The organism is Botrimarina sp. (assembly GCF_040219535.1).
Lineage (GTDB): Bacteria > Planctomycetota > Planctomycetia > Pirellulales > Lacipirellulaceae > Botrimarina.
The window spans coordinates 96021-111142 of the sequence record NZ_JAVJSH010000032.1 but is presented as its reverse complement, the minus strand read 5'-3'; the positions used below and the strand labels follow the sequence as shown (position 1 = coordinate 111142).

Annotated in this window: 12 protein-coding genes; 5 read left to right on the top strand and 7 right to left on the bottom strand. The window is 70.7% G+C overall.

Annotated features, from left to right (window positions below; all coding sequences use genetic code 11):
* The first annotated feature begins 82 nt into the window (after positions 1–82).
* The 3 genes from RIC11_RS18600 to RIC11_RS18590 all read left to right on the top strand — a co-directional run bounded on the left by RIC11_RS18600 (position 83) and on the right by RIC11_RS18590 (position 3994).
* Positions 83–1117, top strand: a complete 1035-nt coding sequence (locus RIC11_RS18600) for a hypothetical protein (protein WP_350213778.1) — start codon at positions 83–85, stop codon at positions 1115–1117.
* Positions 1118–1224: 107 nt separating this feature from the next.
* A complete protein-coding gene (locus tag RIC11_RS18595; RefSeq protein ID WP_350213776.1) occupies positions 1225–2361 on the top strand; it encodes a DUF1559 family PulG-like putative transporter in 1137 nt (378 codons plus the stop codon).
* A gap of 130 nt (positions 2362–2491) precedes the next feature.
* On the top strand, positions 2492–3994 hold the full coding sequence (locus RIC11_RS18590; protein ID WP_350213774.1) for a hypothetical protein: 1503 nt from the start codon (positions 2492–2494) through the stop codon (positions 3992–3994).
* Between the two features lie 129 nt (positions 3995–4123).
* On the opposite strand, the gene RIC11_RS18585 is transcribed toward RIC11_RS18590, so the two are convergent.
* Positions 4124–4450, bottom strand: a complete 327-nt coding sequence (locus RIC11_RS18585; RefSeq protein WP_350213772.1) for a four-helix bundle copper-binding protein — start codon at positions 4448–4450, stop codon at positions 4124–4126.
* A gap of 484 nt (positions 4451–4934) precedes the next feature.
* Entirely contained in the window at positions 4935–6461 is a 1527-nt protein-coding gene (locus tag RIC11_RS18580; RefSeq protein WP_350213771.1) for a multicopper oxidase domain-containing protein, read from the bottom strand.
* A 425-nt stretch (positions 6462–6886) separates the two neighbouring features.
* On the opposite strand from RIC11_RS18580, the gene RIC11_RS18575 reads away from it, so the two are divergent.
* Positions 6887–7495 carry a hypothetical protein gene (locus RIC11_RS18575; RefSeq protein ID WP_350213770.1) on the top strand — a complete coding sequence of 203 codons (609 nt, stop codon included), beginning with the start codon at positions 6887–6889 and terminating at the stop codon, positions 7493–7495.
* A 312-nt stretch (positions 7496–7807) separates the two neighbouring features.
* Here RIC11_RS18575 and araA read toward each other — a convergent pair whose 3' ends face one another.
* Genes araA through RIC11_RS18560 form a run of 3 tightly spaced genes read right to left on the bottom strand, consistent with a single transcriptional unit; the run spans position 7808 to position 11738 of the window.
* The gene (araA, locus tag RIC11_RS18570) at positions 7808–9307 is read right to left on the bottom strand and encodes an L-arabinose isomerase (protein ID WP_350213769.1); all 1500 of its coding nucleotides are present in this window, start codon (positions 9305–9307) and stop codon (positions 7808–7810) included.
* Positions 9308–9359: 52 nt separating this feature from the next.
* Positions 9360–10052, bottom strand: coding sequence for an L-ribulose-5-phosphate 4-epimerase AraD (araD, locus tag RIC11_RS18565; protein WP_350213768.1), 693 nt, complete (start codon positions 10050–10052; stop codon positions 9360–9362).
* A gap of 6 nt (positions 10053–10058) precedes the next feature.
* On the bottom strand, positions 10059–11738 hold the full coding sequence (locus RIC11_RS18560) for a ribulokinase (RefSeq protein ID WP_350213767.1): 1680 nt from the start codon (positions 11736–11738) through the stop codon (positions 10059–10061).
* Between the two features lie 235 nt (positions 11739–11973).
* On the opposite strand from RIC11_RS18560, the gene RIC11_RS18555 reads away from it, so the two are divergent.
* Complete coding sequence (locus RIC11_RS18555) at positions 11974–12918, top strand: homocysteine S-methyltransferase family protein (RefSeq protein WP_350213766.1); 945 nt, start codon at positions 11974–11976, stop codon at positions 12916–12918.
* Between the two features lie 50 nt (positions 12919–12968).
* On the opposite strand, the gene RIC11_RS18550 is transcribed toward RIC11_RS18555, so the two are convergent.
* Both RIC11_RS18550 and RIC11_RS18545 read right to left on the bottom strand, forming a co-directional pair.
* Positions 12969–13892, bottom strand: a complete 924-nt coding sequence (locus tag RIC11_RS18550) for a serine/threonine-protein kinase (RefSeq protein ID WP_350213765.1) — start codon at positions 13890–13892, stop codon at positions 12969–12971.
* Between the two features lie 189 nt (positions 13893–14081).
* Positions 14082–15101 (bottom strand): ThiF family adenylyltransferase, encoded by a 1020-nt coding sequence (locus RIC11_RS18545; RefSeq protein ID WP_350213764.1) that lies wholly within the window; start codon positions 15099–15101, stop codon positions 14082–14084.
* Positions 15102–15122: the final 21 nt, after the last annotated feature.

The window sequence follows — 15122 nt, the reverse complement described above, 5'->3', positions numbered from 1 at the left end:
CCGGACCGTTTCCCAACGTCACCGCTCTAGAGACCCTGCCACCAACCACCAGATACAAGGCCAAGCCACAGGAACCGACACCATGCGTATTCGCTACACCCTGGCGGTCGCGGCGCTCGCCGCCGCGATCTGCTCACCGCCCCGAGCGGCGGCCGACGAGGACCTCTCGATCGTGGTTAACCCACGCACGGGGACCGCGTCGATCCGCAACGACAGCCAAGCCCCGCTCGAGATCGACGGCTACCTGCTGCGGGCGGGTTCTCCGGTCTTCGACTCGGCCGGCTGGAACAGCTTCGAAGAGCAAGGCATCAGCGGCTGGGTCGACGGCCCCTCCGCGGCGAACCGGCTCGGCGACACCAACCTGTTCGGGTCGTTGTCGATCGACCCCGGCCAGTCGTTGCCGATCGGCGCCCCCTACGCCCCCTTCACGCCGACCGAGATCGGCCAACCCGAGCCGACCTTCAACTTCAGCTACAACGTGCCGGGCGTGGGCTCGTTCGACGGCGACGTCGAGTTCAGCCTGCAGAACACGCTCGTGCTCGTGGTCAATCCCGCGACCGGCGCGGCCACGCTCGAGAACCAGTCGGCGTTCGATATCGACATCGACTCGTACCTGATCCGCTCCGAGGCCGGCGTGCTCAGCACGGCGGGCTGGTCGCCGCTCGCTTCTTCGGTCGGCGGCTGGACCGCCGCGGCCGGCGCGTCGAACCGGTTGGCCGAGGGCAACCTGTTCGGGTCGACCTTCCTCGCCGCCGACGGCGGGTCGTTGTCGCTCGGCTCGCCGATCGACTTCAACATGCTGGAGGACGAGAGCGACCTGTCGCTCGAGTTCCGCGTGCCCGGGTTGGGCACGCTCGCCGGCGGGGTGCTCTTCACGTCGGCGCCGGTCGTCGACCTGCCGGGCGACTACAACGGCGACGGCCAGGTCAACGCGGCCGACTACACCGTGTGGCGCGACGGCGCGTCGCCCGACAGCTCGCCCGCGGGCTACCAGCTGTGGGCCGACAACTACGGCTCGTCGGCCTCCGGCGGCGCGGCCGCCGCGTCGGTCCCCGAGCCCCACGCGGTCTGCCTTTTGGCTCTCGCCCTCACCGCCGGCGCGTCGCGCCGGCGGTGAGGTTTCTCTCAAGGAGCCGCCCCGGGGACGGCTCCCCCCGTAACCCGACAAGAGGTCGCTACGTGAACCACCGCCGATCGCCCGAACCCGTCGCTGTCGCCGGCCGAATGGCGTTTACCCTCGTGGAGTTGTTGGTCGTCATCGCGATCATCGGGGTGCTCGTCGCGCTGCTGCTGCCAGCCGTGCAAGCGGCGCGCGAAGCGGCGCGGCGGAGCCAGTGCCAGAGCAACCTGAAGAACAACGCGCTGGCGGTGATCAACTACGTCGACGCGAACAAGCAGTACCCGATCGGCGTGCAGGGAGGGGACCCGAAGTTCTCGCGGGTTGTGGTCGGCGAAGGTGGCGAGGTTCAAGAAGCGGCCACCGGCATGTGCGACAAGGGGTTCGGCTGGGTCGTCGAGATCCTCCCCTTCCTCGAAGAAGGCGCGCTGTACGAGGTCGTTTACGACAAGACCGAGTGGCAGAAGCGGGCCGGCCCGGGCGACACCTTCCCTTCGCCCGCGTTGCCCGCGCTGGGCCGGGGAATGTACGGCGGCGAGGTCTGGCCCGGCGGGGACCAGACGGTGCCGACCTTCCGTTGCCCCTCGTCCGACCTGCCCCGCCTGGCCGAAGGGGGCCTAGGACCCCACGCCAACACCAACGGCTACGCGACCGCCGACTACAAGGGCAGCGGCGGCGTGTCCGACAACGGCATCTTCACCCACCGCTGCGACAACGCCGTCGCGCGGCTGCGGCGGCTCGCCGGTGGCAGCGGCCCGCTCGGCGACCCGACGGGCGTGCAGTCGGTCGTCAAGCCGTCGAAGATCACCGACGGCCTAAGCAACACGATCATGATCGGCGAATCGGCCTACTACATCCGGACCCAGAACGGCCAAGAAGCCGGCGCCGAGGACTGGCCCGTGTGGATCGGCGGCGTGTGGTCGGACGAGAACACCATCTTCAAGACCGCCCCCCGCAGCGGCCGCAACAACGACGGCAGCGGCCTCGGCTCGGCGCCGATCGGCTGCGGGATCTCGCCCAAGTCCGAGGACCAGTTCTACTACGGCACCCGCCCCGGCGTGGACATCAGCGCCGGGACCGGGGGCGCCGCGCTGGACGACGACTGCGCGTTCAGCTGGCACTCGGGCGGGGCGTTCTTCGCGTTCTGCGACGGCTCGGTGCAGTTTCTTCAAGAGGACATCGACCCGATCGTTTACGAGAACCTCGGCGCCCGCGACGACGGCAACGTCATCGGCGACTACTGATATTTCCGGCCGGCCCCACCCCAACAGTTAAGAGAGCAGTTGCGGAGCGGCGTCCCGAGGCAACCGTCCGCGTGAGATCGCCACGCGTGGCTCACCAGAGAACTTCACACCCCAGCGCGAGTTAGAGCTAATGAGTAACACCTTCGCTTCGTCCCTCCCCGGCGCGCTCCGGATCCTGCTGGTGGTCCTAGCCGCGACGCCCGGCGCGGCCCTCGCCACGACGATCTACGACAGCGGCTCGCTGGGCATGATCACCGGCCCGTCGGACGACATCGAGGTCCGCGACTCGGCCGGCGGATCGCCCACGTTCGTCATCGCCGACGGCGCCCAGATCGGCTTCCAGCTCAACCCGGACAACACCCTCGCGCTCGACCCGGAGACCAACGAGCCGATCAGCTCGAACACCGCGCAGAGCATCGCCGTGTTCGACACGTCGATCGTCGCCATGCAGGGCGGCGAGACGGCCGACTCGGTCGTCGTCAGCGACGAGTCGCGCTTCGCCCTCATCAGCGGCGACATCGGCGACGACATCCTCGCCAGCGACAACGCGTCGGTCACGATCGCCGGCGGCGCCCTGGACGACCTGGTCGCCGGCGGCTCGGCGCTGGTCGCGATGTCGGGCGGGTCGGCCGACACGGTCGAGCTCTCCGGCTCGGCCCGCTTCGTGTTCAGCGGCGGCCGCGTCGACGACATCGACACCGCGGGCGGCTCGAGCCGCGTGTTCGTCGGCCCCGGCGCGCTCATCGACGACGACGCGTTCTTCGTCGAATCGGCTCGGCTGGAGACCACCGGCGGCCAGTTCGACGACGAGCTGCAGTTCTACGACAACACGACGGCCTACTTCAACGGTGGGAACGTCGGCGATGACCTCGTCGCCGCTGGCTCTTCGGTCATCGAGATCCACGACTTAACGGTTGACGACACCATTGAGGCCGAAGGGTCTTCGCGGACCACGATCTTCGGCGGCCAGTTCGGCGCGATCGAGGCAGCCGAAAGCGCGGTCGTCGAGTTCTACGGCGGCACGGTCCTCGAAGGGGTCGCCGGTTTGTTGGGCGGCAAGGTGGTTGTCGACGGCGGCGAGCTTGCGCCGGTCGACGGTCCGGAAGTGCTGGCCAACCTCAACGGTACGGTCGACGTGTTCGACACCCCCGGCACGGTCCTCAACGCCGAGGCCAGCAGCGGCGGCGCGGTCAACGTGTTCGGCGGCGACTTCGAGGAGCTCACCGTCGACGCTCTCGCCGCCGGCGCGGTGCTCGACGGCGCCGACGCCGACGAGCTGGCGGTCTTCGCCGAGCTCGGAGCGACCGTCGAGATCCGCGGCGGTCAGATCCTCGACGCCGACCTCGAGGCCCGCTCCGGGTCGACCATCACGCTGTTCGGCACGGAGTTCTTCGCGTTCGGCCAACTCCTCGACTTCGGCCCCGTGCCGTTCGTCGCGGGCGACCTGGTCGGCACGCTGGCCGACGGCGGGAGCTTCTCCGGCGTGTTCCGCCGCGACTTCGGCCTCGGCAACGCGGCCCAGATCGTGCTCGTGAACCTGCCCGAGCCGACCTCCGCGTTGATGACGCTCGCCGCCGCCCTCGCCGCGGCGCTCCGCCCCTCGCGGCGCGGCCGCACGGCGCCGGCCGTGTGAGCGGCAACGTCACTGACGCGGCCCTGACGGCGCGCGCCGCACGAACGATCCCAAACGGGCGGGGCCGGGGTTTCCGGCTCCGCCCGCTTTTGTTGGCGCCCGCTCTTGTTGGCGCCGGCCCCGCGTGGCTCAGGCCGCGACAGCCTGGCAGCTCTCGGCGCACTTGCGGCACGATTCCGCGCAACGCTTGCAGTGGTCGTGGTCGTGGGCCTCGCACTGCTCGGCGCAGTAGTCGCAGACCTTCGCGCACAGCCCGCAGAACTCGGCCGCGTGCTCGCCGCCGATCGCCATCGCCTGCACGCAGGCGTGGCAGATCGCCGCGCACTCGAGGCAGCACTTGGGGCAGTCGTTCTTCAACTCCTTGCCGAGCATCTGGCTGACGTTCGACAGGCACTCGCTCGCGCAAGAGTTGCAAGCGTCGATGCACGCCTGGTAGTTGGCGGTTTGGGTAGCCACGAGTCCTCCTGGTTCGGTTCGCGTTTAGGGTCCATCCGGGTATTTCGTGGGTAAGGCCCGGAGAAACGAGTTTTCGGGACCTTGGCTCGGACAACAACGAGCGGGGGTCGCCCCGACGCCATCGCCCTCGCATCGACCGCGGCCCAGCGGTGACGGCCGACGCGAGGGCGACGACGACGGGGCTCGAGCGGAGACCTATCGATCCAGAATCACGCCCCAAAGTAAAGCTTGGTGAGCCCCTCCCGTTTTCGCCGTCGCGTCGGTCCTCGCCCTCCGATGGGATCGACGCGACGGCGAAAACGGGTGGGGTGGCCCCCTCTTGTCGAGCCCGAGCCGAGGGAATTTCACCCACGGAAAACCCGGATGGCCCGCGTTTAGACAGGCCCGAAGCCCGCCGCTCCCCCGAATCAGCAAGCCGCATACCACCCGAGCGTATCCGCCCACCGGAGGGGATTGGCCGTCCGCCCGATGGGCCTCCGCTGGTTCACGACTTCATGTTCATCATGTCCGGCGCCGGCTCGTAGCGGCCGGGATCGCCGAAGCGCCGCACGATCTCGGCAAACACCGCCCCTTTCTCGACCGGCTCGTCGCTCTCCATCACCAAGCGGTAGAGGTCGTCCGGCAGCACACGCAGCACGGTCATCAGCCCCTTCACCGCCATCGGGTAGTTGGCCCGCATGCCGCGCACCTCGCGGCGGTCCCAGATCTCCTTCATTTGTGGCGTGGTCCGCTCCATGCCCTGCATCATCTGGGGGTAGCCGGGCGTGTCCCACTCTTCCAGAAGGCGGTGGAAATCGACCCGGGGCCGGGTCGACGTGTCCGCGATGTACCGGTCGACGTTCGACCCCTCACGCACGCGCGGCCCCACCTGCCGCACCATGTGGTTCATCATGTGGTGCACCATGTGGCAATGGAAAATCCAGTCGCCCGGGTTGTTGGCGATGAACTCGAAGGTCGACGCCTGCGCCACCGCGATCAGCTCGGTGTTGCGAGGGACCCAGGCCGTGGAGGGCGCCCGTGCGCCCTCGTGGCCGGTGACCCAGAACGTGTGCCCGTGCAGGTGGACGGGGTGGTGCTGCATCGGCGAGAAGTCGAGCAGCCGCACGCGCACGCGTTCGCCGTGCTTGCAGACCAGCGGCGTCGTGTAGGGGCCGCTGCGTCCGTTGATCGTGTGCCAGTTCCAGTCCATCGCCCACGAGTCGGAGACCGTGTGTGTCGGCTTGATGTGGAAGTTCTGGAACAAGAGGCCGAAGTCGCGGTCGACCGGCGGCTCGAAGACTTTCTTCGGGTGCACGATGAACCAACCGACCTGGCCGAACGCCTCCTGCATGGGCACGTGCGAGTGGTAGAAGAACGTGCCCTCCTCGTGGATGTCGAACTCGTACACCATCGACTGGCCGGGCTTGATCGGGTTCTGCGTGAGCGTCGCGGCGCCGTCGTACTGCACGGGCAGCTCGAACCCGTGCCAGTGCACGAACGTGTCCTCCGGCAGCTCGTTCGTCACAACAATGCGGACCCGGTCGCCCTGGTTCACCTCGATGGTTGGGCCCGGCATGCTGCCGTTGAACCCGTACACGTTCATGTGGTAGCCGGGCAAGAACTCGCGCTCGACCGCCATCGGAACCAGGTGGAACTCCTTCGCGCCGTCGACCCTCTTCCAGGGCAGTTTGTCCAGGTCGGGCGCGACGAACGGCGCGGGGCCGGCCGACGCGGGGCGGAACCCGGGCATCATCTTCCCCAGGTAGTACGGCGAGTCGGGCGAGTGGCCGCGCGACGGCCGAAAGCGGCTGAAGCCGTCGATCTCGGCCACCGCGTCGGACCCCGCGGGGATGTCCGGCGCGGCCGAAGGCTCGCCGGCCGGCGGCGGTGCGTCCGGGTCGCTCGGCAAGTCGGGGGTGGGCCCCCGCTGTTGACCCGCCGCGCTTCCGGCGAGGCCGGCCGCCGTGAGCGCGCCGCCCGCTTTGAGGCCGCCCCTTTTGAGGAAGGTGCGTCGGTCTTCGGCGCCAGCCATGTTGTCGCTCCCCTTCGCTGTGTGGTTGCGGTGCTGTGTGGTTACGGCGCTGTGTGGATACAGCGGTGGCTTACCGACAAGCCAACCTAACCGGCGCCCCTGGCGGAGTCACCCGAGTATTGCGGACCGTCGGCGAAGCGGGTTGGTTGAATCCGACGGGCCGCCGAAATCCCTCGCCGCGGCGGCCGTGCGCTGGCAGAAGCCAGCCGGGCTGGTGTCGGACAAACCCGTCTGATCGACGGCAGACCAAGCGCGCGGGGCGCCGCCTCTGCCGCGACCGCGCGCCGGATCAGCCGAACGCGACCGCGAATAGCGCCAAGAAGAGCAGCGCGTACAACACGAAGAGGCCGCGCATGAGGCAAGCGGCTCTGATATACCAACCCCCTCTATACCGATCCCCTCAGCACTAGCGGAGCCACGCCGACATGTCTCTGACGAATTTTAGAAGCCGCTTCGCCGCGATCGCTCTCGCCGCCGCCGGGTGCGCCCTCTCCGCCGCCCCCGCGGCGTGCCAAGCGCCGCCGGGCGAGGGCGAACTGTCGGCTAGCGAGCGCTTCGAAGCGGGCTACGGGGTGATGCTCACGCGGCTGCCGATCCCTCACCGAGCGAGCGGCTACCAGCACCTCGACACGCAAGTCGTCGGCTCCCGAACCGCGCTCAACAAACTGCTCGACGGGGCGCGTGATCGCGACTTCGTCGATGCACTGTCCGCCGCCCGGATCGATTTCGATCGCTCGGCCTTGCTCCTCGTGCGGCACACCGAGGGGTCCGGGAGCGTCCGGGTCTGGGTGGAAACGCCGCGCGTCGATGGCGAGTTGTTGATCGTCAAGGTGAGCCAACAGGCCCCCGAACTCCTCACCGCGGACATGGCGTACTACTGCTTCGCCTACGTGGTCCCGCGGCGCCTGGCTTCGCACGTCGCCGTGGTCGGATCGCGGACCCCCGCGAAGGAGGTCTTCGACGACGACGGCCGCCGCCGGATCGAGCGGTCACACAACCGCGTCATCGAGCTGAACCTCGAGGCGGCGCGCTAGCGCCTGGCGCGAGAGGTGATCTTGTGCTCAAGCTACTTGGCCGCCGGGTGGCTAATTCTCATCGGCCGGGCGCGCGGTCGGGGACAATCGTTGGGTTTGCCCCGGCGTGTCGGGGCCGAATCGCGTCGCGCGGCGCTTTACAGTTCGGCGTGGTGTAACGCATCGCTAAGCCGTTGCCGCGTCGGGGGTTAACCCCTCAAAAGACACGTTGAAACGTGACACACGTTTTCGCGACGTGTCGTGTTTGTATCGGTTCGACCCGGCGGTTTGCCGTGCTCGGTGGCCAATTCATTTGGCGGCCCCGGCCGAGGACTACACGCGGCGGAGCGACGACCGGCGGAGCGACTGGCGGAGCGTGCGCAGGTCGGTCGACTCGTCGATCACGATCAGCTCCACGCCGACCATCGCGGCCAGGTCCTCGTAGTGCTCGACCGTGAGCGCGGGGCTGTAGACCGGGTGGTGCGACCCGCCGGCGTAGATCCACGCGGCCGCGGCGGTCGCCAGGTCGGGCGCCGGCTTCCAGACCGCGCGGGCGACCGGCAGCTTGGGCAGCTCGTGCGGCGGGGCGATCGCCTCGACCTGGTTGACGATCATCCGGAAGCGGTCGCCCAGGTCGATGAGGGTCGCGTTCACGGCGGGGCCCGGCGCCGCGTCGAACACCAGCCGCACGGGGTCTTCCTTGCCGCCGATGCCCAGCGGGTGGACCTCGCAGCGCGGCCGGCCGGCCGCGATCGTGGGGCAGACCTCGAGCATGTGGGCGCCGAGGACCAGGTCGCCGCCGGACTCGGGCAGGTGGTACGTGTAGTCCTCCATGAACGACACGCCGCCGGGCAGGCCGGCGGCCATGACCTTCGACGCACGGACCATGGCGGCCGCCTTCCAGTCGCCCTCGGCGCCGAAGCCGTAGCCGTCGGCCATCAGCCGCTGGGCGGCGATCCCCGGCAGCTGCTTGATGCCGACGAGGTCTTCGAACGTGTCGGTGAAGCCCGCGAAGCCCCCTTCGGTGAGGAAGCCCCGCAGGCCGAGCTCGATCCGTGCGGCGTCGCGGAGCGAGCCGCGGCGGTCGCCGCCGGGGCGGAGGGGCTCGGCCAGTTGGTAAGCGTGGTCGTAGTCGGAGCACAGGCGGTCGACGTCGGCGTCGGAGGCCGCGTCGACGCGGGCCGCGAGCTCGCCCACGCCGTACCCGTCGACGGCCACGCCGAGGACCTCTTGGGCGGCGACCTTGTCCCCCTCGGTGACGGCCACCTCACGCATGTTGTCGCCCAGCCGGGCGATCCGCGCGCGGGCCAGCTCGTGCCGGCCGGCCGCCGCGCGGGCCCACGCGCCGACGCGTTGGTGCACGGCGTCGTCGCTCCAGTGGCCCACGACGACCTTGCGTTCCACGCCCAGCCGTGTGCAAGCGAACCCGAACTCACGGCCGCCGTGGGCCGACTGGTGCAGGTTCATGAAGTCCATGTCGATCGCCGACCACGGGATCTCCCGGCCGTGCTGCGTGTGCAGGTGCAGCAGCGGCTTGCGGAGCGCGCGCAGGCCGGCGATCCACATCTTGGCCGGGCTGAACGTGTGCATCCAAGCCGCCACGCCGACGCACTTCGGGTCGGAGTTGGCCGCCTGGAGCGTGGCGAGCACGTCGTCGGGGCGGGTGACCGTCGGCTTCCAGACGACGCGGACCGGTACGTGATGGCTGGCGCCCAGCGCGGCGGCGACCTCCCGTGCGTCGGCCGCCACCCGGTCCAGGGCTTCGCTTCCGTACAGGTGTTGGCTGCCGGTGACGAACCAAACCTCGTAATCGCCTAGGTCGGGGAGGGGCATCTGGATTGCGGGTCTGGGATTGCGGGAGGCAGATTCGCGGGGTGGAGCGGCTCTAGCTTTGGCCGTAGTACGCGTCGGGGCCGTGCTTGCGGCGGTAGTGCTTGTCGAGCAGGTAGGGTTCGACCGGGCCGAGGTCCGGCTGCAAGAGCAGGCTGTCGAGGGCCATCGCGGCGCAGGCCTCCAGCGCGATGGCGTTCTTCACCGACTCGGCCGCGTCGGCGCCCCAAGCGAACGGCGCGTGGCCCGCCACGAGCACCGCGGGCACGGCCATCGGGTCGGCGCCGGTGAAGGCTTCGAGGATGACCTCGCCGGTGTTGTGCTCGTACGCCTGGTCGATCTCCGCGGCGGTCAGCGGCCGAGTGACCGGCACGGGGCCGTAGAAGTGGTCCGCGTGGGTCGTGCCGAAGGCCGGCAACGCGCGGCGCGCCTGGGCGAAGGCGGTCGCCTTGGGGCTGTGGGTGTGGGTCACACCGCCGACCGCTTCGAAGCGTTGGTAGAGCAGCCGGTGGGTGGCGGTGTCGGAGCTGGGCTTCAGGTCGCCCTCGGCGACCCGGCCGGACTGGATATCGACCACCACCATGTGGCTAGGCCGCATGCGGTCGTAGGGCACGCCGGAGGGCTTGATGACCATCAGCCGGCGGTCGTCGGAGAGGCCGCTGGCGTTGCCCCAGGTGAGCGTGACGAGGCCGGCCGACACGAGGTCGAGGTTGGCCTGGCAGACCTGTTCTTTGAGCGGTTCGAGCATCGCGGGTCAGCCCTTGCGTGCGCGGTTGCGGATCGCGATCAGGTCCTTCATCACGCCGGCCAGCGAGCCGCTCCAGCCGGCCGAGCCGAACGCGTCGTGCAGCGTCTTGTAGACCCGGTAGAGCTCCGCGTAGACGGCCGCGTTGGCGGGGATCGGCTCGTAGACCGTCGGCTTCACGCCGGTCATCGCGCGCTGGGCGGCCGGCGCGTCGGGGTGGGCGGCGCCGGCCACCGCGCCGAAGATCGCGGCGCCCAACGCACAGGTCTGGGCCGACCGGCTGACCTTCATCGGGCGGTTGCACACGTCGGCGTAGATCTGCATGACCAGCGGGTTCTTCTCGGCGATGCCGCCGCAGTTGATCACCTCGCGCACCGCGACGCCGTACTCCTCGAAGCGGTTGATGATGGTCAACGCGCCGAAGGCGGTCGCCTCGACCAACGCGCGGTAGACCTCCGGCGCGGTGGTGTGCAGCGTCTGGCCGACGAGCAGGCCGCTGAGCAGCGGGTCGACCAGCACGGTCCGGTTGCCGTTGTTCCAGTCCAGCGCGACCAGGCCCGACGCGCCGGGGGCGATCTCGGCCGCCGCTTCGCTGAGCCCGGCATGGGCCTCGGCGCCTTGGCCGTACTGGGCCGGCGCCAGGTGCTTTACGAACCAGTTGAAGATGTCGCCGACGGCCGATTGGCCCGCCTCGAGGCCGTACATGCCGGGCAGGATCGAGCCGGGGACCACGCCGCACAGGCCCGGGATGTCGGGCAGCTCGCGGTCCATCGGCGCGGGCAGGCAGTCGCAGGTGCTGGTGCCCATGATCTTCACCAGCGTGCCATCCCCCGCGCCGGCGCCCACGGCGCCCATGTGCGCGTCGAACGCGCCGACGGCGACCGGCACGCCGGCGGGCAAGCCGACGCGGTCGGCGGCCTCGGCCGTGAGGTCGCCGGCCTTGTGGTCGGACGGCACGGCCGGGGTCTCGTAGCGGAACCGCGACAAGCCGGGCTGGACCGCCTCCAGGAAGTCGGCCGACGGCAACCCGCCCCAGTCCGAGGCCCACATCGCCTTGTGGCCGGCGGCGCACACGCCGCGCGAGCAGCGGCCCGGCGCCTGCGTGCCGGTGACCCAAGCGGGGACGAAGTCGGCCAGCTCGACCCAGCCGGCGGCCGCTTCGGCCACGGCCGGCGCCGAGGCCATGCAGTGGGCGATCTTGGCCCAGTACCACTCGGACGAGTACACCCCGCCGCACTTGGCCAAGTAGGGCTCGCCGCGCTGGGTAGCGAGCTCGGTGATCCGCTGCGCCTCGGCGTGCGAGGTGTGGTCCTTCCAGAGCCATGCGTGGGCCGCCGGCTCGTGTCGCCACTTCGGGTCGAGCGCGAGCGGCGTGCCTTGCGCGTCGACCGGGATCGGCGTGGAGCCGGTCGTGTCGACGCCGATCCCGACCACCCGGTCCGGCGCGAAGCCGTCGGCGTCGGCGGCCGCCTCGACGGCGCCGCCGACCGCCGCGTAGAACCCCTCGATGTAGTCGGCCGGGTTCTGGCGGGCCACGTTCGGGTCGGCCGGGTCGAGCAGGATGCCGGCGTCGCCCGACGGGTAGTCGTACACGGCCGTGCCGACCTCCTCGCCCGAGTCGGTGTCGACCACCAGGGCGCGCACGCTGTTGGTGCCGTAGTCGACGCCGATCGCGAAGTTTCTCGCCATGAACCTGCTAGAAGTGATGAGTGGGGAAGAGGGGCCGGCTTGGGTCGCTGCCGTGTTTATACCGTCCGCCCAGTTGGCTCGGGTACCGGGCGCCGGCTCGGTCGAGCAGGGGGCGATCGGCTGCGCGGGAATCAGGTAGCATCGATAGAATGTTGAGGAGTTCGGTGTTGCGCGGACGCTCGCTGGACGGCCCAGGTCGGCTCGGCCCACGCCCTCTAGCCCCCCGAGGCATGCCATGCCCCGCTATCGCGACTCGCTGCCGCAGCTCGACGGACGCCCCGTGCTGACCGACGGGGGGCTCGAGACCGTGCTGGTTTTCCAAGAGGGGCTCGACCTGCCGCACTTCGCTTCGTTCGTCGTGCTCGACGACGAGGCGGGCCGCACGCTGCTCGCCCGGTACCTCGACGCGTACACGGCCATCGCACTCCGGCACGGCGCCGGGCTGCTGCTCGAGTCGACCACCTGGCGGGCGAGTCCCGACTGGGTCGCCAGGGTGACCGGCGCCGCTTCGGATACGCCGGCGGTCAACGAGCGGGCGATCGAGTTCCTGAGCAGCTACCGCGATGAGCAGCCCGCCGACATCCCGATGCCGATCAGCGGCTGCGTCGGCCCGCGCGGCGACGGCTACGTGCCCGACTCAGGCATGACGGCCGACCAGGCGGCCGAGTACCACCGCACGCAGATCGAGGCCCTAGCGGCCACCGACGCGGACCTGATCTCCGCGCTCACGCTCAACTACGTGGAGGAGGCGATCGGCGTCGCGCGGGCCGCCGCGTCGGCTGGCGTGCCCTCGGCGATCTCGTTCACCGTAGAGACCGACGGCCGCTTGCCGACCGGGCAGCCCCTCGGCGACGCGATCCAACAGGTCGACGAAGAGACCGACGCCGCGCCGGCCTACTACATGATCAACTGCGCGCACCCGGCGCACTTCGCCGACACGCTCGACCCGTCGGCGCCGTGGGCCGCTCGGCTCAAGGGCCTGAGGGCGAACGCCAGCATGCTGAGCCACGCGGAGCTCGAAGAAGCGACCGAGCTCGACGAGGGGGACCCGGCAGACCTCGGCCGCCGCATGGCCGACCTGCGCCAGCGGCTCGCCGGGCTGTCGGTCGTGGGGGGCTGCTGCGGGACCGACCACCGGCACCTGGCGGCGATCGCCGATCGCTGCTTCGGCGCTCCGTAGAACAAGCGGCGAGTCGGGACGGCCGTGGGGCAGGGCGGCCGCGCGGGGCTTCACCGCATGGCGAAGCAGGCGATCTCGAGCCGCGCGAGTTCGTCGACCACTTCGGCGTGGCTCGCCGGGCGCCGCAACGGGTCCTTGGCCAGCAGGCGGTGCACGAGCGACGCGACGGCCTTCGGCGTGCCGGGCGCGGCCGAGCGGAGGCACTCGGGCCGCTCGCAGCGGTGCTGGGCGAGCAACGCGGCGGGGGTGTCGCCGTCGTGCGGGGGGCGGCCGGCGATCAGTTCGTAGAGCGTCGCGCCGAGGCTGTAGAGGTCGCTCCGCGGGTCGATCCGCGTGGCGGACGTCGCCCGCTCTGGCGCCAGGTAACGCAGCGTGCCGATCACCGGCCGATCGGCCCAGCACGGCGCGTCGCTTGGCGAGCTGCAGAAGCCCAGGTCGATGAGGGTCGTGTGCCCGTCGGGGCCGACCATCAGGTTGGCGGGCTTCACGTCGCCGTGGATCATGCCGGCCTGCCGCCACAGGGCCTCCAAGCCTTGCGCGGCCTGCCGCGCGATCCACAGGGCGACCGGCAGCGGCGGGCGGGCGCCGTCGGCTAGCATCGCCGCGGCGGTCCGGCCGGCCAGCCACGGGCTCACCGTGTAGTACGGCGGCGCCGACACGCCGGCCGCCAAGATCGGCGCCACGTGGGGGCTGTTGACCCGCGCGCCGACCATCGACTCGCGCCGCTGCGACTCGATCGCTCGCCGGTCGGACCACCACTCGCGGCGGAGCGACTTCACGGCATAGGAGCCGACGGCGTCGTCCGCGCCGGCGGGGCGGGCCAGGTAGACCCGCGAGGTGGCGCCGTCGCCGATCGCGCGGAGCAGTTGCCACGGGCCCAGCCGGCCGACCACCTTGCGTGGTTGCGGCCGTGGGCGGCCGAGCAGCACGGACGACGGCGCGGCGTCGGCCACTGCGTTGGTCGAGGGCGCCATCGCCATAGGTTCTCGTGCGGCCGATCCAGGCAAGACAAGCGGCCAACGCCTACCAGAGGAGCGGACCGTAATGTTGGTATCGGCGCCGCGGCGGCCTGGAGTTGAAGAGCGAACAACGAAAGAGGAAGCCGAACGACCAGCGGCCGCCAAAGCGACACAAGAGGGCGCCGCTCCCTCCCCCTTTCACCGTCATCCCCCCAGGCACCGGGCCCACACGCTGCGGGCGGCGGCTTCGTCGTCGACGCCGGAGATGATGGCGCGGCCGTCTTCGAACAGGGTGATGTCGTGGCCCTCGTAGCGCAGGCGGAGCAGGTAGTCGTTGCCGGCGACCTCGCCCAGGGGAGCTAGCCGTGCGCGCATGGCCTCCAGGTCGACCGGCGGCGCGCCGCGGGGCGGGCTGAGCTGCACCGACTCGCGGCCGCACAGCACCACCGCTTGGCTGCCGCGGCGGCCCTCGAGCCAGTCGAACCGCCGGCGCCCACAGGCGCGGCACTGCGGGTCGCGTTGAACGGCCAGGCGGCGCCATTGGCCCGCCCACAGGTCGACGACCGTCAGGCCGTGGGCGACCGCGTCGGCGGCGCCGGCGATGAGCTTCATCGCTTCGATCGCTTGCAGCGAGGCCACCACGCCGACGGCCGGCCCGAGCACGCCGGCCGAGTCGCAGGTGGGCGTGTCGCCGGGGGCGGGGGGCTCGGGGACGAGGCACGCCAGGCAGGCCGACTCGCCGGGGAGGACCGGCATCACCCGTCCTTCGGCGCCGATGACGCCGCCGTACACCCAGGGGACGCCTTCGCGGACGGCGTAGTCGTTCACGAGCAGGCGGGTCTCGAAGTTGTCGGCGCCGTCCATCAGCAGCGTGTGGCCGGCGGCCAGGCCGGCGAGGTTCGCGGCGGTCACGTCGGCCACGACCGGCTCGACCTCGACCTCGGAGTTCGCCGCGCGCAGGTGGGCGGCCGCGGCGACCGCCTTGGGGAGCCGCTGGGCCACGTCGGCCTCGTTGAAAAGGACCTGCCGCTGCAGGTTGGACAGCTCGAGGAAGTCGCGGTCGACGAGCGTCAGCCGCCCCACGCCGGCGCGGACCAGCGTCTGCGCGATGACCGACCCTAGCGCGCCGCACCCGCAGAGCAGCACGCTGGCCTCGCCGAGGCGCCGCTGGCCTTGCTCCCCGAGCGGGGCGAAGCGTGTCTGCTTGGCGTAGCGGTCGGGCATGCGGTCGATTCTAGCGCGCAG

Bases quoted from the DNA above. Each gene is read 5' to 3' on its own strand.
- araD (WP_350213768.1), bottom strand. From the start codon at position 10,052: ATGCTCGAACCGCTCAAAGAACAGGTCTGCCAGGCCAACCTCGACCTC.
- RIC11_RS18550 (WP_350213765.1), bottom strand. From the start codon at position 13,892: ATGGCGCCCTCGACCAACGCAGTGGCCGACGCCGCGCCGTCGTCCGTG.
- RIC11_RS18555 (WP_350213766.1), top strand. From the start codon at position 11,974: ATGCCCCGCTATCGCGACTCGCTGCCGCAGCTCGACGGACGCCCCGTG.
- RIC11_RS18590 (WP_350213774.1), top strand. From the start codon at position 2,492: ATGAGTAACACCTTCGCTTCGTCCCTCCCCGGCGCGCTCCGGATCCTG.
- RIC11_RS18600 (WP_350213778.1), top strand. From the start codon at position 83: ATGCGTATTCGCTACACCCTGGCGGTCGCGGCGCTCGCCGCCGCGATC.
- RIC11_RS18595 (WP_350213776.1), top strand. From the start codon at position 1,225: ATGGCGTTTACCCTCGTGGAGTTGTTGGTCGTCATCGCGATCATCGGG.
- araA (WP_350213769.1), bottom strand. From the start codon at position 9,307: ATGCCCCTCCCCGACCTAGGCGATTACGAGGTTTGGTTCGTCACCGGC.
- RIC11_RS18545 (WP_350213764.1), bottom strand. From the start codon at position 15,101: ATGCCCGACCGCTACGCCAAGCAGACACGCTTCGCCCCGCTCGGGGAG.
- RIC11_RS18575 (WP_350213770.1), top strand. From the start codon at position 6,887: ATGTCTCTGACGAATTTTAGAAGCCGCTTCGCCGCGATCGCTCTCGCC.
- RIC11_RS18560 (WP_350213767.1), bottom strand. From the start codon at position 11,738: ATGGCGAGAAACTTCGCGATCGGCGTCGACTACGGCACCAACAGCGTG.
- RIC11_RS18580 (WP_350213771.1), bottom strand. From the start codon at position 6,461: ATGGCTGGCGCCGAAGACCGACGCACCTTCCTCAAAAGGGGCGGCCTC.